The organism is Sphingomonas telluris, from assembly GCF_022568775.1.
Taxonomy (GTDB): domain Bacteria; phylum Pseudomonadota; class Alphaproteobacteria; order Sphingomonadales; family Sphingomonadaceae; genus Sphingomicrobium; species Sphingomicrobium telluris.
Genome location: NZ_JAKZHW010000002.1, coordinates 461,560 through 483,666 on the forward strand (window position 1 = coordinate 461,560; position 22,107 = coordinate 483,666).

General features: G+C 65.1%; 24 protein-coding genes and 1 tRNA gene. 18 read left to right on the forward strand and 7 right to left on the reverse strand.

Features of this window, described 5'->3' with window-relative positions:
* Positions 1-20 precede the first annotated feature (20 nt).
* Entirely contained in the window at positions 21-473 is a 453-nt protein-coding gene (locus LZ016_RS13350) for a VOC family protein (protein WP_241447951.1), read from the reverse strand.
* A gap of 89 nt (positions 474-562) precedes the next feature.
* On the opposite strand from LZ016_RS13350, the gene LZ016_RS13355 reads away from it, so the two are divergent.
* From LZ016_RS13355 to LZ016_RS13370, 4 genes are all read left to right on the forward strand, one after another.
* A complete protein-coding gene (locus LZ016_RS13355) occupies positions 563-1,222 on the forward strand; it encodes a winged helix-turn-helix transcriptional regulator (RefSeq protein WP_241447952.1) in 660 nt (219 codons plus the stop codon).
* 45 nt (positions 1,223-1,267) lie between these two features.
* Entirely contained in the window at positions 1,268-2,275 is a 1,008-nt protein-coding gene (gene cobS, locus LZ016_RS13360; RefSeq protein WP_241447953.1) for a cobaltochelatase subunit CobS, read from the forward strand.
* A gap of 7 nt (positions 2,276-2,282) precedes the next feature.
* Positions 2,283-4,094: a cobaltochelatase subunit CobT gene (cobT, locus tag LZ016_RS13365; protein WP_241447954.1), complete on the forward strand. Its 1,812-nt coding sequence runs from the start codon at positions 2,283-2,285 to the stop codon at positions 4,092-4,094.
* 217 nt (positions 4,095-4,311) lie between these two features.
* Positions 4,312-5,430, forward strand: a complete 1,119-nt coding sequence (locus LZ016_RS13370; protein WP_241447955.1) for a PepSY-associated TM helix domain-containing protein — start codon at positions 4,312-4,314, stop codon at positions 5,428-5,430.
* Positions 5,431-5,457: 27 nt separating this feature from the next.
* Here the strand turns inward: LZ016_RS13370 and rpmB are convergent, their stop codons facing one another.
* Positions 5,458-5,748, reverse strand: coding sequence for a 50S ribosomal protein L28 (gene rpmB, locus LZ016_RS13375; RefSeq protein WP_241447956.1), 291 nt, complete (start codon positions 5,746-5,748; stop codon positions 5,458-5,460).
* A gap of 159 nt (positions 5,749-5,907) precedes the next feature.
* Here rpmB and LZ016_RS13380 point away from each other — a divergent pair, with 159 nt between their 5' ends.
* From LZ016_RS13380 to LZ016_RS13395, 4 genes are all read left to right on the forward strand, one after another.
* On the forward strand, positions 5,908-6,189 hold the full coding sequence (locus LZ016_RS13380) for a hypothetical protein (RefSeq protein WP_241447957.1): 282 nt from the start codon (positions 5,908-5,910) through the stop codon (positions 6,187-6,189).
* A 69-nt stretch (positions 6,190-6,258) separates the two neighbouring features.
* Positions 6,259-6,687, forward strand: a complete 429-nt coding sequence (locus LZ016_RS13385) for a nucleoside deaminase (RefSeq protein WP_241448381.1) — start codon at positions 6,259-6,261, stop codon at positions 6,685-6,687.
* Positions 6,688-6,760: 73 nt separating this feature from the next.
* Positions 6,761-8,104, forward strand: a complete 1,344-nt coding sequence (locus LZ016_RS13390) for a hemolysin family protein (RefSeq protein WP_241447958.1) — start codon at positions 6,761-6,763, stop codon at positions 8,102-8,104.
* A 21-nt stretch (positions 8,105-8,125) separates the two neighbouring features.
* The gene (locus LZ016_RS13395) at positions 8,126-9,145 is read left to right on the forward strand and encodes a glycoside hydrolase family 5 protein (RefSeq protein ID WP_241447959.1); all 1,020 of its coding nucleotides are present in this window, start codon (positions 8,126-8,128) and stop codon (positions 9,143-9,145) included.
* On the opposite strand, the gene LZ016_RS13400 is transcribed toward LZ016_RS13395, so the two are convergent.
* From LZ016_RS13400 to purD, 3 genes are read right to left on the reverse strand one after another with little or no spacing between them, the layout of a single operon-like run.
* On the reverse strand, positions 9,142-9,639 hold the full coding sequence (locus LZ016_RS13400; protein ID WP_241447960.1) for a helix-hairpin-helix domain-containing protein: 498 nt from the start codon (positions 9,637-9,639) through the stop codon (positions 9,142-9,144). The genes LZ016_RS13395 and LZ016_RS13400 overlap by 4 nt on opposite strands.
* A complete protein-coding gene (locus tag LZ016_RS13405) occupies positions 9,640-10,179 on the reverse strand; it encodes a hypothetical protein (RefSeq protein WP_241447961.1) in 540 nt (179 codons plus the stop codon).
* Positions 10,176-11,447, reverse strand: a complete 1,272-nt coding sequence (gene purD / locus LZ016_RS13410; protein ID WP_241447962.1) for a phosphoribosylamine--glycine ligase — start codon at positions 11,445-11,447, stop codon at positions 10,176-10,178. Before purD ends, LZ016_RS13405 begins: the two co-directional genes overlap by 4 nt.
* Here purD and xseA point away from each other — a divergent pair.
* From xseA to LZ016_RS13440, 6 genes are all read left to right on the forward strand, one after another.
* Entirely contained in the window at positions 11,440-12,852 is a 1,413-nt protein-coding gene (gene xseA, locus LZ016_RS13415) for an exodeoxyribonuclease VII large subunit (protein WP_436286369.1), read from the forward strand. The genes purD and xseA overlap by 8 nt on opposite strands.
* A 3-nt stretch (positions 12,853-12,855) precedes the next feature.
* Complete coding sequence (locus tag LZ016_RS13420; protein WP_241447964.1) at positions 12,856-13,062, forward strand: DUF2093 domain-containing protein; 207 nt, start codon at positions 12,856-12,858, stop codon at positions 13,060-13,062.
* Between the two features lie 117 nt (positions 13,063-13,179).
* A complete protein-coding gene (locus tag LZ016_RS13425; RefSeq protein WP_241447965.1) occupies positions 13,180-13,467 on the forward strand; it encodes a hypothetical protein in 288 nt (95 codons plus the stop codon).
* Positions 13,461-13,745 (forward strand): hypothetical protein, encoded by a 285-nt coding sequence (locus tag LZ016_RS13430; RefSeq protein ID WP_241447966.1) that lies wholly within the window; start codon positions 13,461-13,463, stop codon positions 13,743-13,745. Before LZ016_RS13425 ends, LZ016_RS13430 begins: the two co-directional genes overlap by 7 nt.
* Before the next feature lie 15 nt (positions 13,746-13,760).
* On the forward strand, positions 13,761-14,042 hold the full coding sequence (locus LZ016_RS13435) for a hypothetical protein (protein ID WP_241447967.1): 282 nt from the start codon (positions 13,761-13,763) through the stop codon (positions 14,040-14,042).
* Between the two features lie 45 nt (positions 14,043-14,087).
* On the forward strand, positions 14,088-15,353 hold the full coding sequence (locus LZ016_RS13440) for an aspartyl/asparaginyl beta-hydroxylase domain-containing protein (RefSeq protein WP_241447968.1): 1,266 nt from the start codon (positions 14,088-14,090) through the stop codon (positions 15,351-15,353).
* Here the strand turns inward: LZ016_RS13440 and clpB are convergent, their stop codons facing one another.
* Both clpB and LZ016_RS13450 read right to left on the reverse strand, forming a co-directional pair.
* Positions 15,354-17,960, reverse strand: a complete 2,607-nt coding sequence (gene clpB / locus LZ016_RS13445; protein ID WP_241447969.1) for an ATP-dependent chaperone ClpB — start codon at positions 17,958-17,960, stop codon at positions 15,354-15,356. It abuts the gene before it with no gap.
* Between the two features lie 60 nt (positions 17,961-18,020).
* Complete coding sequence (locus LZ016_RS13450) at positions 18,021-18,881, reverse strand: hypothetical protein (protein WP_241447970.1); 861 nt, start codon at positions 18,879-18,881, stop codon at positions 18,021-18,023.
* Between LZ016_RS13450 and LZ016_RS13455 the strand changes: the two genes are divergently transcribed.
* From LZ016_RS13455 to LZ016_RS13470, 4 genes are all read left to right on the forward strand, one after another.
* Positions 18,880-19,266: a polyhydroxyalkanoic acid system family protein gene (locus LZ016_RS13455; RefSeq protein ID WP_241447971.1), complete on the forward strand. Its 387-nt coding sequence runs from the start codon at positions 18,880-18,882 to the stop codon at positions 19,264-19,266. The genes LZ016_RS13450 and LZ016_RS13455 overlap by 2 nt on opposite strands.
* Positions 19,266-20,576: an FAD-dependent oxidoreductase gene (locus tag LZ016_RS13460; protein WP_241447972.1), complete on the forward strand. Its 1,311-nt coding sequence runs from the start codon at positions 19,266-19,268 to the stop codon at positions 20,574-20,576. Before LZ016_RS13455 ends, LZ016_RS13460 begins: the two co-directional genes overlap by 1 nt.
* Before the next feature lie 90 nt (positions 20,577-20,666).
* A tRNA-Pro gene (locus LZ016_RS13465) sits at positions 20,667-20,743 on the forward strand.
* Positions 20,744-20,806: 63 nt separating this feature from the next.
* Positions 20,807-22,099, forward strand: a complete 1,293-nt coding sequence (locus tag LZ016_RS13470; RefSeq protein ID WP_241447973.1) for a hypothetical protein — start codon at positions 20,807-20,809, stop codon at positions 22,097-22,099.
* Positions 22,100-22,107: the final 8 nt, after the last annotated feature.

A 22,107-nucleotide genomic window follows, 5' to 3' on the forward strand; every position in this document is an offset into this window, starting at 1 on the left:
GGCGCGCTCCTTAGCCTAAGTTAGACAATATCAGCAGTGGCGGATTCGACGGGATGAGCCCCCTTTTCGGCGAACTCGGGGTCCATCCACATGGGTGCCCATTGATGGCCGTCGGGGTCCTCGAAGTCGCGGCCGTACATGGGGCCACCCTGGGTCTGGTCTTCCTGGGAGACGTCGATCTTCCCGCCTGCGGCTCCGGCGGCATTCGTGATCTCGTCTACTTCGGCCGGGCTGTCGCACGAGATGCAGAGCAGCACCTGGCTGGTCTGATGAGCGTCCGCGATCGGCCGGGTCGTGAAGGTCGAATAGAACGGCTTGGTCAGCAGCATGATGTGGATGGTGTCTGAGAGCACCATCATGGCCGCAGCCTCGTTTGTGAACTTCGGCTCATTCCGTGCGCCGATCGCCTCGTAGAAGCGCTTGGACCGCTCGAGGTCCTCCACCGGCAGGTTCACGAAGATCTTTCGAGACATTTTCAGCGCTCCCCTTGCGACTCGATTCGCTTGCATTTTGCCCGCCGGAGTCATAAATTGCAACTTAGTCGTTATAAAAGATAACCAAGATGACGAAATCAGAGACGAAACGCCGCTATGACGACGCCTGTGGGACCGCTCACGGGCTGGAACTGATCGGCGAGCGGTGGGCCCTGCTGGTGCTCCGCGAGTTGATGCTGGGCGCCCGTCGCTTCAGCGACCTGCGCGCCGACCTGCCGGGGATCAGCGCCAACGTATTGACGCAGCGGCTAACCGAACTGGAGGAGCGCGGGCTGGTCCGCCGCAAGAAGTTGCCGCCTCCGGCGTCAGCGCAGGTCTATGAAGCGACTGAATGGGGATTGGAGGCGGAGCCGATCGTGCAGGTCCTCGGGCGCTGGGCCGCCCGCTCGCCGATGCATGATCCGACGATGCCGATCAGCGCGACCTCGATCATGCTCAGCCTGAAAACCATGGCCGACGAGAAGAAGGCCAAGGGCTTCGAAGCGCGCATCGGCTTTCGCTTGGGCGAGGAGCGCTTCATTGGTCGGATGCGCAAGGGTCGCTTCAAGGTCGCGCGGGCTGAGCCGGAGAATGTGGACTTCACCTTCACCGGCACTCCGCCGCAGCTGGCAGGGGTAATTTACGGGGGAGCGCCGCTCGATTCGATGGGATTTGAGGGCGATGCGAACCTCGCCAAGCGGTTCGTGACCCTGTTCACGCTGCCGCCCAAGGCCGAGGTTGCGTGCTAATCCCGATTGTTGAGACGCTCGCGCCCTTCCCGTAAGGGACTCGCGATGACCGATTTGCCAAATGTGAAGCCCGAAGCCCGTGGCGAGACTGTGCTCTCCGCGCCCGACAAGTCTGTGAACATCCGCGAAATCTTCGGAATCGACAGCGACATGGCGGTCCCGGCCTTCAGCGAGGCGGATGAGCGCGTTCCCGACCTCGATCCGGCCTATGTGTTCGATCCGGACACCACCCTAGCGATCTGTGCCGGCTTCGCGAAGAACCGCCGAGTCATGGTCCAGGGCTATCATGGGACCGGCAAGTCGACCCATATTGAGCAGGTTGCGGCACGGCTGAACTGGCCACTGATCCGCATCAACCTCGACGCGCACATCAGCCGCATCGACCTCGTCGGCCGCGACGCCATCGTCCTCAAGGACGGCCAGCAGGTCACGGAATTCCGCGAAGGCCTTCTGCCCTGGGCTCTGCAGCATCCGGTCGCGCTGGTGTTCGACGAATATGACGCCGGACGGCCGGACGTGATGTTCGTCATCCAGCGCGTGCTGGAGACAGAGGGAAAGCTGACGCTTCTGGATCAGAACCGCGTGATCCGCCCGAACCCGTTCTTCCGGCTGTTCGCGACCACGAACACGATCGGGCTCGGCGATACGACGGGCCTCTATCACGGCACGCAGGCGATCAATCAGGGCCAGATGGACCGCTGGAACATCGTCACGACGCTCAACTACCTGCCCGCCGCGGTCGAGGCGCAGATCGTCCTCGCCAAGTCGGGCGAGTACGACAATCCGAAGGGCAAGGATGCCGTCGAGAAGATGATCAAGGTCGCCGAGCTCTCGCGGCAGGGCTTCATCAATGGCGACATTTCGACGGTCATGAGCCCTCGCACCGTGATCAGCTGGGCGCAGAACGCGCTCATTTTCGGCGATGTCGGCTTCGCGTTCCGGGTGACATTCCTCAATAAGTGCGACGAATCCGAACGGCCTCTGATCGCCGAATATTATCAGCGGGTGTTCGGCACGGACCTTCCCGAGAGCGTAGCCTCGAAGGCGACCTGAGGCTCCCGTGGCTGAGCCGATCGATCTGTTCCGGCGAGCCCTGGCGGGAGCCGCGCGCGCAATCGCTCGCGATCCGGAAGTCGAAGTCATCTTCGCCTCGGAGGCTACCGCGGCTTCCGGGAAGACTGCTCGGGTTCCTTCGCCTGGGCCGTCACTGCAGGCACGGCTGGTTGCCGAGGCCCGCGGCGCGGCCGATTCCACCGCGTTGCGCCTCCGATATCATGACGACCGGCTGCACATGGTCGCGGCACCGCTCGACCTCGATGCCCGCGCCGTCTTCGACGCGCTGGAGACGGCGCGTTTCGAGGCCCTCGGAGCGCGCGTCATGGACGGCGTGCGCGAGAACCTCGGCGAGCTGACCGAGGCGCGCGTCCGCGGCGACGCGATCCTGCGGGCGCGCGAGGCCGAGGAAGTGCCACTGGCAACGGCGATCGGCCTGCTCGCCCGCCAGCGCCTCACCGGCGCAGAGCCGCCCGCTACGGCGCGCGCCGGACTCGACCTGGTCGCCCCGTGGATCGAGGAGAAGGCGGGTGCGGAGCTCGACGCCTTGGCTTTGACGATCGACGATCAGGCCGCCTTCGCGAAAATAGCGCGACACCTTCTGGAAGATCTCGAACTCGCCGCCGCGCCCGATGAAACGCAGGAGCCTCCTGAGAACGGCGGCGAAGAGGAGCAGGGCGAACAAGGCGGCGCTGACGAAGGCGGCGAGGACAGCGACAGCGGCGCTTCCTCCGAGAAGACCGAAATGCGCGCGGAGCAGGTCGAGGAGGAGGGTGAGGGCGATACCGCCCCGCAGGAGATGGACCTCGGCGACGACGAGCTCTCGGACGGCGAGGATGCCAGCGAAAGCTCTTTCGCGACGCCTGCGCGCCGCAATTGGGACCTGTCGCCGGTGACCGACTACAAGGCATTCAGCACTCGGTTCGACGAGATCATCGAAGCCGACGAGCTGTGCGACGAGGACGAGCTTACCCGGCTTCGCGCCTATCTCGACCAGCAGATGGCGGGCCTGCACAACGTCGTGACGCGCTTAGCCAATCGCCTTCAGCGGCGCCTCATGGCGCAGCAGGCGCGTAGCTGGGATTTCGATCAGGAAGAAGGCCTGCTCGACGCCGCTCGGCTGGCGCGTGTGGTCGTCAACCCTATGCATTCGCTGAGCTACAAGGTGGAGCGGGACACGGAGTTTCGCGACACGATCGTCAGCCTGCTGATCGACAATTCGGGATCAATGCGCGGTCGACCGATCGCCATCGCCGCGATCTGTGCGGATATCCTGGCGCGGACGCTCGAGCGAGTGGGCGTCGCCAGCGAAGTGCTGGGATTTACGACGCGCGCCTGGAAGGGAGGCCAGAGCCGTGAGCTATGGCTGGCGGACGGTCGGCCGCCCAATCCGGGCCGCCTCAATGACCTTCGCCACATCGTCTACAAGCGCGCGGACGAGCCGTATCGCCACGCCAAGCGCCATCTCGGCCTGATGATGCGCGAAGGGCTGCTCAAGGAGAATATTGACGGCGAGGCGCTGCTGTGGGCGCACAACCGGCTGATCGGCCGGCCTGAGGAGCGGCGGATCCTCATGGTGATCTCGGACGGCGCGCCGGTCGACGATTCGACGGCTTCGGCCAACGGCGGCGCCTATCTTGAGCGGCACTTGCGGCAGGTAATCGAGTGGATCGAGAAGCGCTCGACAGTCGAATTGGTCGCCATCGGCATCGGCCACGACGTGACGCGATACTACAGTCGCGCTGTGACGATCATGGATGCGGAGCAGCTTGGCGGTGCAATGATCGAGCAGCTGGCCCGTCTGTTCGAAGCGGATTAGCTGAATAAAAAGTGGGCCCGGTACAGCGACGCGCACCGGGCCCCCCTCGGTACGCGACGCGAGGGTAAGTTACGGCGGCGAGGAAAAGGGGAAAACCGCGCCACTTGAGGGCCTTATGTCCGATTCGGCCTTCACCTAGGCTGAACAGCTCTCGCAACGTCCGTTCAGGAAACTTGTCCGTTGTTGCGAACCGCTCGCAACAAGCTATGGGCGAATTATGAGCCCATCTACGATTCGCCTTCGCCGCGCCTGGTTCCAAATCCACAAGTGGATCGGCATCCTCCTAGCCGCCCTCATCATCCCGCTCTCGCTCAGTGGGGCGGCCCTGGTCTGGCACGACTGGCTGGACGAGCAGGTTAATCCGCAGCGTTATTCAGAAGTGTCCGCGCCGTTGTTGGCGCCGAGTGCGTACACGGCAAGCGCGAACAAGCTCCTGAAGCCGGGCGAACGCATCGCCTCGGTCAGCTTTCCCGATGGCACCGGAAGCGTCCAGGTCTCGGTCAGCAAGGCGGCCGAGGGCGGGGGACGTCCACAGCGGTCGTGGATCTGGCTCGATCCGAAGACCGCGGAGCCGATCGAGCGCGCGGGGATGAACGAAGGGATCGTGCGCGTCCTGCACTCGCTTCACGGAAGCCTGATGGTTCCGGGCGTGGGCCGTCAGATCGTGGGCTGGATCGGCGTTGCCATGCTCCTGTCGTCGCTGACCGGCCTCTGGCTGTGGTGGCCGCTCAAGGGCAGCGTGACGCGAGGACTCCGCTGGGACCGGCGGCCGGACTTCAACTCCAACCTCCACCATTTGGGCGGGTTCTGGATCGCCCTGCCGCTGGCCGTCCTGTCGGCCACGGGCGTCTGGATCTCGTTCCCGGCGGCGTTCAACCAGTTTTCCGTCGCGCCGCAGGCAGCGGGTGGACCCGGGGGACCGGGCGCAATGGCTCTACCGCTGATGCTTCCGCGTCAGAGCGTCGATCAGGCAGCGTCGGCCGCGCAGGTCGCCGGCAATGGCCGAATCACGAATATCGCCTGGCCGACCGACAAGAAGCGCGAATGGACCGTAATTGTGAAGGGGAAGGGCGCGCCGACCGGGGTGAAGGTTCAGGACCTCGATGCCAGCACCAAGCTCTCGCCGCCAAAGCCGGAAACGGTCGCGCGGACTATGCGGCGCATCCACGACGGCACGGGAATGCCGCTCGTCTGGCAAATGATCATCTTCGTTGGGGGAATCCTGCCAGCGATCCTTGCTGTGACAGGAATCCTGATGTGGCTACGCACCCGCAGGCGGCGCGACAAATACCGCCGAGCGGCGGCCTTTGCGGAGTCGGAAGCCTTGGCAAGCTAGCGGCCCCGGACCGGGCCGCCGAGAGGGTCAGGCCGCGGCCTGGCCCTTCTTCGCGATCTCGCGCTTCAGCTTGCGGACCTTCGGCGACAGCTTGTCCTCGCTGGTCTTCAGCAGCCAGTTGTCGAGGCCGCCCACGTGCTCGACCGAACGCAGGCCGTGCGTCGAAACGCGCAGCTTCACGCTCTGACCCAGCGTGTCGGAAATCAAGGTCACGTTCTGCAGGTTCGGCAGGAACGTGCGCTTGGTCTTGTTGTTGGCGTGGGAAACATTGTGTCCCACCTGCCGGCCCTTGCCGGTCAGCTCGCAAACGCGCGACATGTTGTTCTTTCCTGATTCTCTGGATCGGGCCGCTCAAGAAAGCGCCCGGAAAGCCGAGGCCCGTTAGCGGCTGGGGCGGTGGACGTCAACACTTGGGCGGAAACCTTGGCAGGGTTCGCTGCGTTGTGTCGGGAACGTAACAAGAAGTGAGAGCCGCCAATGCGCCCCGTCCTGCTCGTCCTGATCCTCGCCGTCGTGGTTCTCATCGCGCTGGTAGCCACCGGTCTGCTGAACATCAATCAGACCCGGCCGGCGGAGGTACCGAAGGTCGAGGCCACCCGCGAAGGAATCGTTGCAAAGGGCGGAAAGGCTCCCGCGTTCGACGTGGAGACGGGCTCCGTCAGCGTGCAGGCGAAAGAAAAGACCGTTGCCGTTCCGGTCCCGACGCTCAAGGTCAACGAGGCCAACGAGCAGGCGCCGGCCACGAACGCCGCGCAATAGGCGCCGCGTCGACACAGATGCACGGCTGCGCTAGCCGCGACAGCCGTGAGCTTTCCGCTTCCACCGCCGATGCGCCGTGCGCTCGACCTTGCCCGCGAGGCAGCAGAGGCCGGGGAGGTACCGGTCGGGGCAGTCGTGACCAAAGGCGACGAAATCGTCGCGGAGGCGCGCAATGCCATGCGGGGAAGCATCGACCCCACGGCCCATGCCGAGATCGTCGCCATACGCGAAGCCGCATCCAAGCTCGGCCAGCCGCGGCTCGACGGATGCACGATCTGGGTGAGCCTGGAGCCGTGCGCGATGTGCGCGGCGGCGATGGCGCTCGCCCGCGTGGATGCGGTTCGTTTCGCGGCCGAGGACCCGAAGGGCGGTGGTGTCGTCCACGGCGCGCGCATCTTCAACCAGCCGACCTGCCACCATCGGCCGGACGTCCTCGGCGGCATTGGAGAAGACGAGGCGGCGGCCCTGCTGCGGCGCTTCTTCGAAGAGCGCCGCTAAGCTCTCATTCCGCCTGCGAATATATCGGCGCTTGTGAACAAAATCGCTCCACGGCATTTAGCAGTCTCAAGCAATGAGTGCTCCTACTCCCATCCCCTGGATCGACGTCGTCATCATCCTCGCCCTGGTCGCGCTGAACGGCGTGCTGGCGATGAGCGAGCTTTCGATCGTTTCGGCGCGCGAGGCGCGGCTCAAGGCCATGGCCAAGAGCGGCAGCAGGGGAGCGCAATGCGCTCTCGACCTCGCGTCCGACCCGGGACGGTTCCTCGCGACCGTCCAGACGGGCATCACGCTGATTGCCATCTTCGCGGGCGCTTTTTCTGGAGCAAGCCTCGGCAAACCGGCCGCAGAGCGCATTCAGCAGTTGGGCTTCAGCCCGGAAACAGCTGAATCGCTGGGGTTCGGCCTGGTCATCGTTCTGACCACCTACGTTTCGCTGGTGATCGGCGAGATCGTTCCGAAGCAGATCGCCCTTCGCTCGCCGGAGCCGATCGCAGCAGTCATGGCGCGCCCGATGTTGTGGCTGTCGAAGATCACGGCGCCCTTCGTCTGGTTGCTCGACCAAACGAGCCGACTCGTGTTCAAGCTCATCGGGCTCAGCCGCGAATCGGAGAACACGGTCACCGCCGAGGAACTTCACCTGGTCGTCGCCGAAGCGCAGACGGCGGGCGTTTTGGAAGAGAGCGAACGAGCGATCATCTCCGGCATCGTGCGCCTCGCCGATCGCCCGGTGCGCGAGGTGATGACGCCCCGCACCGACGTCGACTGGATCGATATCTCGAAGGCGGGCGAAGAGCTGCGCCAGGCACTGAAGGAGATCCCGCACACGCGGGTGCCGGTCGCCGAGGGTTCCGTCGACAATATCGTCGGCGTGATCCAGACGCGCGACCTCCTTGATACGGTGCTCGAAGGGCGGGAGCTGAGCTTGCGCGAGCTGGTGAAGCCCGCGCCGGTCATTCCCGACCTGATGGACGCGATGGACGCGCTGGCGGTGCTTCGCTCTGCCGAAGTGCCCCTCGCCCTCGTCCACGACGAATACGGCCATTTCGACGGCATCGTGACGCCCGGCAGCATCCTTGCCGCTCTGGCGGGTGCCTTCGCACACGACGTGGAGGACGAGGAGCCGCCGCTGGTCGAGCGTGACGATGGCAGCTGGCTGGTTTCGGGAGCTGCCAGCGCTGACCTGCTGATCGACCGCCTAGGCATCAACATGCCGAACGATCGCGACTACGCGACGGTCGCCGGCTTCGCTTTGTCCGTGCTCAAGCACCTTCCCGACACCGGGGAGGTGTTCACGCACGACGGCTGGAAGTTCGAGGTCGTCGATCTCGACGGCCGCAAGATCGACAAGCTGATTGCGTCGCGTCCGAAGCGGCGGTCCAAGGAACAGGAGCCTGCGTCGGTCGTGCAGGACTGAGGCTCACGAAGAGGGGGAGTGATGTTCAAGAAGCTGATTGCGCCGATTATTGCGTGTCTGCTGACGGCCTGTGCAGCGGAGACGCCTGCGCCTGAAACAGCCTCGACACCGGCAGGGGCACCCAGCGCCGAGCTTCGCCGGGGTGTCAACGTTCTCGGCTACGACCCGATCTGGACCGACCCTGCGAAGGGCCGCTTCCAGCAACGTCACTTTGCTGAGATCCGTCAGGGCGGCTTCGACTTTGTTCGCGTCAATCTAGCCGCCTTCAAGCACATGAATGCCGAAAATCAGCTGAGCCCGGCCTTCCTCGAACGTCTCGACTGGATCGTGGAGAATGCGACCGCGGCCGGCCTGTCGGTCATCATCGACGAGCACGACTTCAACGCCTGCTCCGACAACGTCGACACCTGCCGCGCAAAGCTGTCCGCGTTCTGGAACCAGGTCGCGCCGCGCTATCGTGATGCGCCGCAGAGCGTCCTCTTCGAGCTATTGAACGAGCCGCACGCCAAGCTCGACGCGGATACTTGGAATGCGCTGTACCCAGAGATCCTCGCGATCGTTCGCCAGACGAATCCGACCCGGCGCGTGGTCATTGGCCCGACGCAGTGGAACAGCCGGTCTAAGCTCGACGCGCTTAAGCTGCCGGCTGACCCGAACATCATCGTCACCTTCCATTATTACGATCCGTTCCCGTTCACCCATCAGGGCGCGTCATGGGTCGAGGAGACCAAGCTCCTGCGCGGAATTACCTGGGGCACTGACGCGGACCGCGCCGCTGTCGCGAAGGACTTCGACGAGGTCGCAGCCTGGGCCAAAGCCAACGATCGCCAAATCCTGCTTGGCGAGTTCGGCGCCTACGACGGCAGCGGAACGCCGATCGAAATGCGCGCGGCTTATACCGAGGCGGTCGCGCGCGAGGCCGAACGCCACGGCTTCTCGTGGGCCTATTGGCAGTTCGACAGCGACTTCATCGTCTGGGACATGAAGAAGAACGGCTGGGTCGAGCCGCTCCACAAGGCACTGATCCCGGAGGCTCGCTAGTTGAGGCTGCCGAAGCGGGACTCAAAACCTTCGGTGTCTCCGCGGGCGAGGTAGTCCGCCTGCTCGACGACACGGTCCCGGAGCAGGCGGCCGCGAAAGGGGCCGAGGTCCTTGTCGAGATGCTCGATCTCAGCCGCGGAAAGTTTTGCGAGCTGATCGTAGCGCAGGATCCCCCGCTCGTTGAGCATCTGCGCGAATTTCGGGCCCACGCCCTTCAGCCTCTGCAGGTCGTCGGCGGGTCCAGACGCGCCCGGAAGGTGGGCGTGGACCGGCGCATCGAGAATCTCGCCGGATACGTCGCCGATCGCAGCTGCGGCTTCCGAAACCAAATCGTTCGGCTCACCACCGTCCTTGTTCAAATGCTGCATGTGGGGCCGGACCGGGGTGGTATCGCTCAGCTGAACCCTTTGTCGCGGCCGCAGCAGCAGAAACGCGAGGATCGCGAGAACGACGATCCCAAGGATGATCCAGACGAGGTTGCCACCAAAATCCATTCACCATCTCCACTGAGCGCGCGAGCGTCGACGAAGCTCGAGCAAGTAGGCCAACAACAGTCCCAAGCCAAAGCTGACGAGCGCCCCAAGTTCCACTTCCGCCAGCAGCGGCAGCTGCAGCGGCTCGGGCATGTCCTGCCAGCGCGCTGATCCCGCGCCGTCGACAGCGCGCATGATCCGCACGAGCTCGGTACGCTGGAAATCGTCCGCCGGACCGGTGAGGAGGAGAGTGCGACGAAGCGGTCCGCGCTCCAGCTTCGCCTGCACCTGCGCCATCTCGAAGTCGACGAGTGTCTTCTTCGACCTGGCTTCGACGCCTGAGGCGAAGCGTTCGCCGTAGCCGACTGGGCCGTGCCACACCGCTCCGAAGACGAGCGCGACCGCAATGCCGCTCGCGAGGATCAGGGCGCGCTTGCGGGTGTAGGAAGAGGTCTGAAACCGCGTTGCCGTCTTGCGGCGGAAGGCGAATGCGCCGGCGTTCAGCCCGATGATGATGGCGGCCGTCAGGACCGGCCAGTACGCGTCCCACAAAGCATTCATTCGCCCGCCATTGCCCCCTCTGACCGTTGAATCTCGCGCCAACCGATGTCGCTGCGATAGAAGCCGTCCGCGAAATCGATCTGATCGACGGCGCGGTACGCCCGCGCCCGTGCATTGGCGAAGGTCTCGGCGATGGCCGTGACCGCGAGGACGCGTCCGCCTTTCGCGACGAGGCCATTGTCGGACTGGGCGGTGCCGGCATGGAAGACGGTCACGCCGGTAATCTGCTCGGCAGCCTCGATCTCGCGGATGAGGCCTCCGCTTGCCGGCGTGCCGGGATAACCTCGCGCTGCGACGATGACGGTCACGGCGTGCTGCGGCGAAAGCCGCGGCTCGACGCCAGACAGTCGACCGGTCGCGACATTGAGCAGGAGCTCGGCGAAGTCACCCTCGATGAGAGGCATGATTGCCTCGCACTCGGGGTCTCCGAACCGGACGTTATATTCGATCAGCTTCGGCCCATCGTGCGTCAGCATGAGCCCTGCGTAGAGAACGCCCGAGAAGGGCGTCCCGGCGCTTGCCATGGCCCGCGCGGTCGGGAGCACGATCTCTTTCATCGCGCGTCGTTCGAGTTCGGCGGTCAGCACGGGCGCGGGGCTGTAGGCGCCCATGCCACCGGTGTTCGGGCCCGTGTCCCCTTCGCCGACGCGCTTGTGGTCCTGTGCCGAGGCCAGCGAGATAGCGGTTTCGCCATCGACCAGCGCGAACAGGCTCGCTTCCTCGCCCTCCAGGAATTCCTCGATGACCATCGGTCCGTCGCCCGCCGCGTCGATCGCGGCTTCCGCTTCGACCATGGACATGGCGAGGGTGACGCCCTTGCCGGCGGCGAGCCCGTCGGCCTTGATGACGACCGGTGCGCCGAACTGCGCCAGCGCGTTGCGCGCTTCATCGACAGTCTCGACACGCACGTAGCCGGCGGTGGGAATGTCGTTTGCGGCGCACAGGTCCTTGGTGAAGCCCTTGGAGCCTTCGAGCTGGGCAGCGGCCGCGTTTGGTCCGAAGACCGGAATCGCAGCGCTACGCAGCGCATCTGCAACGCCCGCCACCAAGGGCGCCTCGGGCCCAATGACCACCAGGCCGATGTCACGGTCCTTCGCGAGGTTCGTCACCGCCTCGGGATCGCACGGGTCGATGCCGACGCATTCAGCCCATCGTGAAATGCCCGGATTTCCCGGCGAAGCGATGAGTGTTTCGCAGCTCGGCGATTGCCTCAGCCGCCACGCGAGCGCATCTTCGCGTCCACCCGAACCCAGCAGCAGGATGTTCATGGATCTCCCCGAAGACAGCGGCGGTGGACTGTTAGCCGAGGCCAAGGCCGGCGACAACGCGCCAGCGTTGTCCGTTACCGAGCTGTCGTCGTCCCTGAAGCGGACTATCGAGGCCTCGTTCGGCCGGGTCCGAGTCCGCGGCGAGATTTCCGGCTTCAAACGTCACGCTTCGGGCCATTGCTATTTCTCATTGAAGGACGAGGGCGCCTGCATGGACGCGGTCGTCTGGCGCAGCTCGGCGCAGACGCTTGCCTTCCGCCCCGAGGACGGAGCCGAGGTCATCGCGACCGGCAAGCTGACGACGTACCCCGGCCGCTCGAAATACCAGATCATGGTCGAGCGGATGGAGTTGGCGGGCGAGGGCGCCCTCATGGCTCTGCTCGACAAACGTCGGCGGGCCCTGGCCGCGGAAGGCCTGTTCGACGTCGGCCGCAAACGCAAGCTGCCGTACCTCCCGCGCCTGATCGGCGTGGTCACCTCGCCGACCGGCGCGGTCATCCGCGACATCCTCCACCGCCTGGAGGATCGCTGCCCGACCCACGTCATCGTCTGGCCGGTCCCGGTGCAGGGGGAGGGCGCGTCAACAAAGGTCGCGCAGGCGATCCGCGGGTTCGGCGCGCTTGAACCGGGTGGTCCGGTGCCCAGACCCGACCTGCTAATCGTCGCTCGCGGCGGCGGATCGATCGAGGACCTGTGGGCCTTCAACGAGGAAGAGGTCGTACGCGCGGCGGCGGAATCGCCGATCCCTCTGATCTCGGCCGTGGGCCATGAGACCGATACGACCTTGATCGACTTCGCCTCGGACATGCGGGCGCCGACCCCTACGGCGGCGGCCGAGATCGCGGTCCCGGTCAGGTCGGAGCTGATGGCGCTGGTGGACGACCTCGGTCGGCGTTCGGCGTCGTGTCTCACCGTCCACGCGCGACGAGCCCGCGAAAGGCTCGACCTCACGCTTCATCGCTGGCCGCAGCCGGAAGCGCTGTTCGCTCCGGCAACCCAGCGCGTAGACGATCTTGTCGCGCGCATGCCGCGAGCGCTGGCGGCGCGTGCCGCCCACGCTCGCGCCGACCTTAGCGCAGTCGCACCCAGGCTGCGGATGGAGCTTCTGACGGACCGTATCCACCGCGCCGAGGACCGGCTGGCCTCGCTCTGGCGGCTGGCCGAGCTCGCGCACCCCGACCGCCCGCTAAAGCGCGGATTCGCCCGCGTCACCGACCGTGCGGGCAAGACCCTCACCCACGCCCCGGAGGCGCGCGCGGCCAAGACACTCACGCTGCATTTCGGCGACGGGACCGTCGAAGCGACCACCGAAGCGGAGCCCAGGCGCCCGCCACGGGTTGAGAGGACGTCCAGCCGACCCTATGTCGCTCCTCAACGGGGGCTGTTCGATGAACCTGAGGACTAGCCAATGCTGATGAGCGGCACCGGCCGGATGGCCCGCCTTCACTATCTTCCTGGCACGTTCAGGGTGCTCTCGAACGGCGATCACGTGATCTGTGCGGTCACAGGCGCGCACATTCCGCTGCACGAGCTCCGCTACTGGAGCGTGGAGCGGCAGGAAGCCTATGCCGATGCCGATGCCAGCCTTCAGGCCGAGAAGAACGCGGGCGGCTGACCATCCGCCGTTGGTCGAATTGACCTTGCGCTAAACACTAGACGAAGTTCACAAATTTGGTTTGGCTGTTCGCGGTTTCGCGGGCGGCTCCGAATCGCATTGGACAGGGAGACGCTCATGTTCGTTCGCCCCCTTGCACTGACCTTCGCTTTTTCCCTTGCGGCAGTGCCTCCAGCAACCGCTCAGACGGCGAGCAAAGCCACTGGCTACGATCCAAACGAAAAGGTCTGCGAAAGCATCCCCGCGATCGGCAGCCGCCTCGCCAAGAAGAAGGTGTGCGGGACGCGCGCCGAATGGGAAGAGAAGAAGCGGCTCGACCGTGAGGCCGTCGAGCAGGCTCAGAGGCAGATCGGCGGTCCCTGCACCACCGTCGGGAACAAGAACACGGGAGGGCCTTCGTGCTGAAGCCGCCTTTGATGATGATCGCCGTCTGCGGGCTTTGCCTGACGGCGACCCCCGCGCTCGCCGACCAGAAGAATGCGACGACCGCCTCCGAGGACCCGAACCAGAAGATCTGCGAGAATATCGTGGTGACGGGCAGCAGGTTGGCGAGCCGCCGGTTCTGCGGGACCCGCGCCGAATGGGCAGAGCGCAAGCGGGCGGATCGGGAGGCTCTCGATGCGGCGCAACGCGGCCCCTGCGTGCTCACTCATAACAACGGCGGGGGGCATCCCTCTTGCTAGTCAGGAGTTCATGAGATGATTGTTCGATCTCTGATGGTTGCGTCGGCCCTGATGATTTCCAGCATGGCGTCCGCTCAAACGGCCCCGGCGCCGCCAGCGAATGCCAACCCAGGCACGAACACGCCGGATCCGAACGAGAAGATCTGCCAGAACATCACGATGATCGGCAGCCGCCTCGCCACGAAGCGCTTCTGCGGAACGCGCGCCGAGTGGGCGGAGCGGAAGCAGCAGGACCGCGATGCGCTCGATGCAGCGCAAAGAAGCCCGTGCGTGCGCGACGGCCTGACCTGCAAATAGGCATTGCTTGACCACTAAGGGGCGGTCTGCCTGAATGCCGGTCGCATGGCGGGCGGCACCATCCACCAACACCTTGAAGCGGCCCAGCACGCTCGGAGCGCCGGCCAGCGCGACGTCGCGCGGAAGCATCTGGAAGCCGTCCTGGCCATCGACAGCGAGGAGCCAAGTGCCCGCAACCTTCTGGGCGTCGATGCTCTGGAGCGGCAAGACGCCGGTGCGTCAGCCGACCATTTCGAGATAGCGTGCAGGCGAGAGCCGGATAATCGCGGGCATTGGATCAACCTTGCGACGGCGCGTCGGATGCTCGGCAATGCAGCTGCCGAGGAAGCAGCTCTCGAAAAGGCCCTGACGCTCGACCAGACCGATTTGCTTGCGCTGATTCGGCTTGCGGAACTTTACGAGCGGCAGGGGAGGTCGGCGAAGGCGGCAGACCGCTGGCGCGCGGTCATCCAGCTTTCGTCGCACATCGAGGATCCTTCGCCGGAGTTCCTCGCCATCGTCGAGCGAGCCAAGAACGCAGTTCGGGAGGAGAAGCGGCAGCTCGCGACTGCCGTTGCGGATGCGCTCGACGCCGAGCTTTCGGAAGCGAGCGTCCGGGACAGGCGAAGGATGCAAGCAGCTTCTGATGCTTGGCTGGGAAAGCGGGCCATCTACGCAAACCATTGCGAAGGACTGCACTATCCGTTCCTGCCCGCCGACGAATTTTTCGACCGCGAGCATTTCACCTGGCTGGAGCAGTTGGAAGCGGCCACGGCCGTCGTCATCGAAGAGCTAAAGGCGGTTCTCGCGACGCCCGACGTCGGCCTGGTGCCCTACATCTCGATGCCGGAAGGCATGCCGGCGAACAAATGGTCTGAGCTCGACAAGTCACTCGACTGGGGGGCGCTGCATCTGTGGAAAGAGGGCGAGCGCAACGACGCGGTCTGCGCCCGCGTGCCTCGAACCGCCGCTCTGCTCGAATCGCTTCCGCTTCCCCGGATCTCCGGCCGAGCGCCGAACGCCTTCTTCTCGATCCTCAAGGCTGGAGCCCACATTCCGCCGCACACCGGGGTCACGAACGTCCGCAGCGTCGTCCATTTGCCGCTGATCGTCCCCGCGGGCTGCGCATTCCGCGTCGGGGGCGAGACGCGGTCGTGGCGCGTCGGCGAGGCGTTCGTGTTCGACGATACGATCGAGCATGAGGCGTGGAACCGCAGCAACGAGGACCGCGCGGTGCTGATCATCGACACGTGGAACCCTCATCTCAGCGAGCATGAGCGCGCGATGATCCGCCGCCTCTATGAAGCGGCCGACCGTCAACGTCTCGGCTGATTATTCGGCGGCCTCGGGCCCCGTCTCGTTCGCGGGCGTGATGACGAGCCCGCCGTCACCCTCGTCCACGCGCACTTCCTGACCGTCCTTGATCTCCCCGGCCAGAATTTTGTCCGCGAGCGGATCCTGCAGGTACTTCTGTATCGCCCGCTTGAGTGGTCGCGCACCGTAGACCGGATCGTAGCCGACGCGGCCGAGCCATGCGCGCGCCGCATCCGTGAGGTCGATGCGGATCTTGCGATCCTCGAGCAGCTTCTGCAGCCGCGCGACCTGGATATCGACGATCGGTCCCATGTGGCCCGCGCTGAGCCGGTGGAACAGGATGATCTCGTCCAGGCGGTTCAGGAACTCGGGCCGGAAGTGCCCGCGCACGACTTCCATCACCTGCGGTTCGACCTTCTCGACCGGATCATCATCGCCAAGCGAGGCGAGATATTGCGAGCCGAGGTTGGAGGTCAGGATGATGATCGTGTTCGAGAAGTCGACCGTGCGGCCCTGCCCATCGGTGAGGCGGCCGTCGTCGAGCACCTGCAGGAGCACGTTGAACACGTCGCCGTGCGCCTTCTCGACCTCGTCGAACAGCACGACCTGGTAGGGCCGCCGCCGAACCGCTTCGGTCAGGACGCCGCCTTCCTCATAGCCGACGTAGCCCGGAGGAGCGCCGATCAGCCGCGCGACCGCGTGCTTCTCCATGAACTCGGACATGTCGATGCGGACCATCGCCGAGGCGTCATCGAACAGGAATTCGGCGAGCGCCTTCGTCAACTCGGTCTTGCCGACGCCCGTCGGGCCCAGGAACAGAAAGGAGCCGAGCGGCCGGTTCGGGTCCTGCAGCCCGGCGCGTGAGCGGCGGACGGCCGCGGAGACGGCTTTGACGGCATCTTCCTGGCCGATGACCCGGGCGCCGATCAGCGCTTCCATCTGCAGCAGCTTCTCGCGCTCGCCTTCCAGCATCCGTTCGACGGGAACGCCGGTCCACCGGCTGACCACCGAAGCGATGTCCTCGGCAGTAACTTCCTCCCGGAGCATCGCGCCTTTCACGGCCGCCTGAGCCTCACGGAGCTGCTTCTCCAGCTCGGGGATGCGCCCGTATTGCAGCTCGCCCGCCTTGGCGAGATCGCCGTTCCGCTGCGCCTGCTCGAGTTCGATGCGGGCCTGGTCGAGCTGTTCCTTGATCTTGGCCTCGGCGCTGATCTTGTCCTTCTCGGCCTGCCAGCGCTGGGTCAGCTCGGAGGACTGCTGCTCGAGGTTCGCCAGCTCTTCCTCCAGCTTCTTGAGCCGGTCCTTCGACGCGGCATCCTGCTCCTTCTTCAGCGCCTCGCGCTCGATCTTGAGCTGGATGATGCGCCGGTCGAGATTCTCGATCTCCTCGGGCTTGGATTCGACCTCCATTCGGATCCGGCTCGCCGCCTCGTCCATGAGGTCGATCGCCTTGTCCGGCAGGAAACGGTCAGTGATGTAGCGGTTAGACAGTGTCGCCGCGGCGACGATCGCGCCGTCGGTGATCCTCACACCGTGGTGAAGCTCGTACTTCTCCTTCAGACCGCGCAGGATCGAAATGGTGTCGGGAACGCTCGGCTCGCCCACGAACACGGGCTGGAAGCGCCGCTCCAGCGCTGCGTCCTTTTCGATATACTTGCGATACTCGTCGAGCGTGGTCGCGCCGATGCAGTGTAGCTCGCCCCGAGCGAGCGAGGGCTTCAGCAGGTTGCCGGCGTCCATCGCGCCTTCGGCCTTCCCGGCGCCGACGAGCGTGTGCATCTCGTCGATGAAGAGGATGATGTCGCCGGCGGCCTGCTTCACCTCGTCGAGCACGCCCTTCAGGCGCTCCTCGAACTCGCCGCGATATTTCGCACCGGCGATCAACGCGCCCATGTCGAGCGCGAGCAGCCGCTTGTCCTTGATGCCGTCCGGCACGTCGCCGTTGGTGATGCGCAGCGCGAGTCCCTCGGCAATGGCCGTCTTGCCGACACCCGGCTCGCCGATCAGCACCGGATTGTTCTTGGTCCGGCGGGCGAGCACCTGGATCGTGCGGCGGATTTCCTCGTCGCGGCCGATGACCGGGTCGAGCTTGCCTTCACGCGCTACAGCCGTGAGGTCGCGCGCATATTTCTTCAAGGCGTCGTAGCGGTCCTCCGCCGACTGTGTGTCCGCCGTCCGGCCGCCGCGGAGACGCTCGATCGCCGCATTCAGGTTCTGCGGAGTCACCCCCGCCTTCTGCAGAGCGTTGGCGACATCCGTGCCCTTCGCCAGCGCCATCGCCAGCAGGATGCGCTCTACAGTGACATAGCTGTCGCCAGACTTCTGGGCGACCTGCTCGGCCTGGTCGAGGATACGGATCGTGTCGCCATCCAGCGCCGGCGCCTGCGTCGCGCCGCTGCCGGTGACGGCCGGGATCTTGGATACGAGCGCATCGACTTCGCGCTTCGCCGCCTTGGCGTCGCCGCCAGCGGCTTCGATCAGCCCGGCAGCCATGCCCTGCTCGTCGTCGAGCAACGCCTTCAAAAGATGCGCTGGCGCGATCCGCTGATGATGCTCGCGTACGGCGATCGTCTGCGCTGCCTGGAGAAATCCGCGGGCGCGCTCGGTGAACTTTTCGAGATCCATTACCTACCCCTGGCTAGAGGCCGGATATGGTGTTGCGTCAGGGCAACACAAGGGCCGTCGTCAATGTTGCGGCTGCGAGTCCGGCATCGACGGAGCCGTGGACGGCGGCGCGTAGACCACCTTCGGTGTGGCGGTGTCGACCGGTGCCGCGCTGACCGTTGGTACGGCCGTCGAGCTTGTCGTGCTCGACGCAGCCTGAAGCGGCTGGCCGACTGTCGCGACGTCGCTGGGCTTCACGATCGGCGGGCAAAGAGAGGCAACGGCCGGGTCCATGTTCCAGCGGCGGTACTTGGTCGTGTCGACATGGAAACGGAGGAACGCGTAGAAGCCGAGGCCGACCTGGTAGTCCGGTCCACGCCTCGCCTGCACCGCGCAGAGCGTGCGCATCAGCTGCTCGCGAGTGGTCGGGCGCAGCGGCACCATGTCGATCGCCGAATAATGCTTGTGCGCGCTTTCCGGCGCGCCGCCGGCGCAGGCATTGAGCAGTGGGTTGCGATACGCGGACACCGGCTCGACCGGACCGACGGCTGGGATTACGTAATCGCGAATGTACCGAAGCGTCTGCACGATGTGCGGCCATTCGCTCGTCGGGGGCACCTCGAACGGCGCGCCTCCGCACTTCTGCCAGGACGTGGCGGTGCGCAGCAGCTGCCAGGTCGGAAACACGCCGCCGACCTCATACTGCTCAAGATAAGCGTTGAAGGACTTCACCGCCGTCGCGTGCGCAGTCGTCGCCGCGAACCAGTTGCGGTAGCCCGGCTCATCCTGCCCAATGGCGATATAGTCGCCGACCGGATTCCACACCGCGGGTGTCGGGGCATAGACCATCTTGCCGACGGTCGGCGCGGGCATGACGACCTGAGCACTGGCGGGCGTCGCCACGAGCAACAGGAGAATTGAGAACAAACGCATCTTCGGCATGATACTCCTGCAGCGTGGCTTGCAAAGCGCCGAATGCCATCCCATCGTCGCATCGATGGAGCGTCCGATCGAAGTCGACCTGCCGCACAAGCTGGGCCGCGAAGAGGCTCGCCGGCGGATCGCGGACAATGTGCACAAGCTTCGCGACCATCTTCCCGGCGGAGCAGCCTCGCACGTTCAGTCGAACTGGACTGGAGACACGCTCAACCTGGACATTTCCGCCATGGGCCAGACGGTCGCCGGCCAGATCGACGTCCAGGATTCCAAGGTCCGCGTCAAAGTAATGCTTCCGGGGATGCTTTCCCTATTCGCGGCGCCCATCGAGGCGGCGCTCAAGGCAAAAGGCGGCAACGTCCTCCTCGAAGACAAGAGCAAGAAAAGCTGATGCGGCACTTCGCTGTGGTGGGGTCGGGGCCTGCGGGCTTCTACACGGCGGAGGCGTTGCAAAAGGCGTACGGGGAGCAGGCGCGGATCGACATTCTCGACCGTTATCCTGTGCCGTACGGGCTGATCCGCTTCGGCGTGGCGCCGGACCATCAGTCGCTGAAGGCGGTCAGCAAGCGCTACGACAAGGTCGCAGAGAGCCCGGGCGTCGACTTCATCGGCAATGTGAACGTCGGCAGCGATGTCTCCGTCGAGGAGCTGCTGGAGCTTTACGACGCTGTTATCCTGGCGATCGGCGCCCCGCACGATCGCAAGCTTGGCATCCCGGGAGAGGAGCTGCCCGGTGTCGTGGGATCCGCCGAGTTCGTCGGCTGGTATAACGGTCATCCCGATTTCGCCGACCTCGACCCACCGCTGGACGGGACGCACGCGGTCATCATCGGCAACGGCAACGTGGCGCTCGATTGCGCTCGCATCCTGTCCAAGACGCAGCACGAGTTCGAAGGCTCGGACATCGTCGGCCATGCTTTGGAGGCGCTCGATAAGTCGGCGATCACTACGGTCACGATCCTTGGCCGGCGAGGGCCTCACCAGATCGCAATGACGCCCAAGGAGCTCGGCGAGCTCGGGCATCTCGAAGTGTCGGCTCCGGTCATCGATGGCGCGGACTTCCCGCCGCTTGAGGCGGACGACGCGCTCGAGCCCGGTCACCGCAAGTCGATCACCATTCTCCGCGAGTTCGCGGCCACGCCGCGCGATTCCGCGAAGCCCAAGCGGATGGTCTTCGACTTCTTCGCCAAGCCGCTTCGCATCGAAGGCGACGGCAAGGCTGAGCGGGTGATCGTCGAACGAACGGAACTTGACGAGAACGGCGCTGCTCGCGGCACGGGCGAAACGTACGAAGTGCCCGCATCGCTGGTGATTACGGCCATAGGTTACGCCAGCCCGCGCATGGACGGCGTCCCGTACGACGAGCGTGGCGGCAAGTTCCAGAACCAGGATGGCCGCGTCGCGGACCGGCTCTTCGCAGTCGGCTGGGCCAGGCGCGGACCTACGGGGACGATCGGCACGAATCGGCCCGACGGATATGAGGTCGCGGAGCTTGTCGCGGCCGACATGCCGCCCGGAAGCTCGAGCGATCGCCAGGGCGCCGAGGGCCTGCAGCGACTCCTCAACGAGCGCGGCATCATGCTCACCGACTATGACGATTGGCGGAAAATCGAGGAAACCGAGGTCGGACGGGCGCGTCCGGGCTCTCCGCGCGAGAAGTTCGTACGGCCGGAAGACTGGTTCCGCGCTCTCGGCCGTTAAGCGGGTTGCGCTCCGCGAAACCCCCATCTATCTAGCCGCGGCCTTGGCTCCCGCAGCGACCCTTCGTCGTGGCAAAATGCGGGTTCCGGTCGGGGAGTAGCTCAGCCTGGTAGAGCACTGTCTTCGGGAGGCAGGGGCCGGAGGTTCGAATCCTCTCTCCCCGACCAACTAACTGCCTAAAATCCCAGTCCTTTGGGGGTCCTTAACCTTGTTCGGTTAACCCCCCGGTCGTGCGTAGCGATCGATCGTTCTCGATCCCGGGTGTTATCGCGCGGCTGCTGGTGACGGCGGGCGCGTGCTTCGGCGCGCCCGCAATGGCGCAGAGTGCCGACATCCTCTCGCCAGAAACGATTTCGGTGACGGGAACGGTCAGCCTTTCCGGAACGAATGGCGAAGAGACCTGGCTCGACGGCGGCTTCGGCAAGCTGAGCACGAGCGGCGACAATGACCGCAACCTCCGCGTCATTCCGATGCTCAGCGAAGCCAATCTCGTTTGGCTGCCACGCTTCACTTGGGCGCTCTCGGCGAACGTCGTCGGCACGTTCCAGGGCGGCGAGCGCAACGAAGCCGGGATCGGCGAAGCTTACTTCAGCTACAAGCCGATGCGCGGCTCGGCGACGCGCTTCTCCGCCCGCGCGGGGCTGATGTGGCCGCCGGTCAGCCTCGAGCATGAAGGCGCCGACTGGCACGTCCGTGACACGATCACGCCTTCGGCGATCAACAGCTGGATCGGCGAGGAAGTGCGGCCGGTCGCGCTCGAGGGGACGGTTGGGACAAGCCTTGGCGAGCACAAGCTCGCCGCGACGGCAGCCGTGTTCGCGGCCAACGACACAGCTGGGACTTTGCTTACGTTCCGTGGCTGGGCCCTACACAATCGCCGCACGCTCGCCTTCAACGATCAGCCTCTTCCACCGTTCGAAGAGGAAGACGAGGGCTATCAGGCGCCGTTTACGCACCCTTTGCTCAATGTGGATTCCGGCTTTGCCAAGCGGCCGGGCTATTACGCCAAGGTCTCGTGGCAGCCACCGGCGCCGATGCGGCTGGAGCTCTTCCACTACGACAATCGCGCCAAGCCCGAGGCCGTGAATGAGGACCTCGAATGGGGCTGGCGCACCCACTTCACCAATCTGGGTTTCGAAGCGGACCTGTCCGGCACCCATGTCCACGCCCAGGCGATGACCGGCCGCACGCGCATGGGTTATCCGGAATTGCCGAACAACCGGCACTGGATCGACATGCGTTTTCGGTCCGCATTCCTGCTCGTCACGCAGCCGATCGGGAAGTTGAGCCTGGCGGGCAGGATCGAGGCCTTCGAGACCCGCCATCACGGCAGCTGGTGGGATTCGGAATATGATGAAGACGGCTGGGCGGCGACGCTCGCCGGCAAGCGCGAATGGGGACCCTTCACCGGCCTTGTCGAACTGATTCATGTTTCCAGCGACAATCCTGCGCGTGAGCACGTTTCCCTCTCGCCGCGCCAGCAGCAAACGCGTCTTCAGGCAGATCTCCGACTAGCCTGGTAACCATCTTC